Here is a 376-nt window from a genome sequence, read left to right on the forward strand (position 1 = left end):
TGCCGAGTTCCTTAACGAGAGTTCTCTCGCTCACCTTAGGATTCTCTCCTCATCTACCTGTGTCGGTTTGCGGTACGGGCAGTCTTTCTCTCCTTAGAGGCTTTTCTTGACAGCGTGAAATCAGGAACTTCCGTACTTGATTTCCTTCCCCATCACAGCTCATGCTTCACAAGAAGCGGATTTACCTACTTCTTACACTCACTGCTTGGACGCACTCTTCCATCCGTGCGCTTCCTTATCCTTCTGTGTCACCCCATCGTCAAACAACAAAGACTGGTACAGGAATCTCAACCTGTTGTCCATCGCCTACGCCTATCGGCCTCGGCTTAGGTCCCGACTAACCCTGAGCGGACGAGCCTTCCTCAGGAAACCTTAG

At 51.1% G+C, this 376-nt stretch carries 1 rRNA gene; it reads right to left on the minus strand.

Annotated features, from left to right (window positions below):
* A 23S ribosomal RNA gene (locus MAQA_RS13330) occupies positions 1-376 on the minus strand; the annotation flags it as partial.

This window comes from Listeria aquatica FSL S10-1188 (assembly GCF_000525795.1).
Taxonomy (GTDB): Bacteria; Bacillota; Bacilli; order Lactobacillales; family Listeriaceae; genus Listeria; species Listeria aquatica.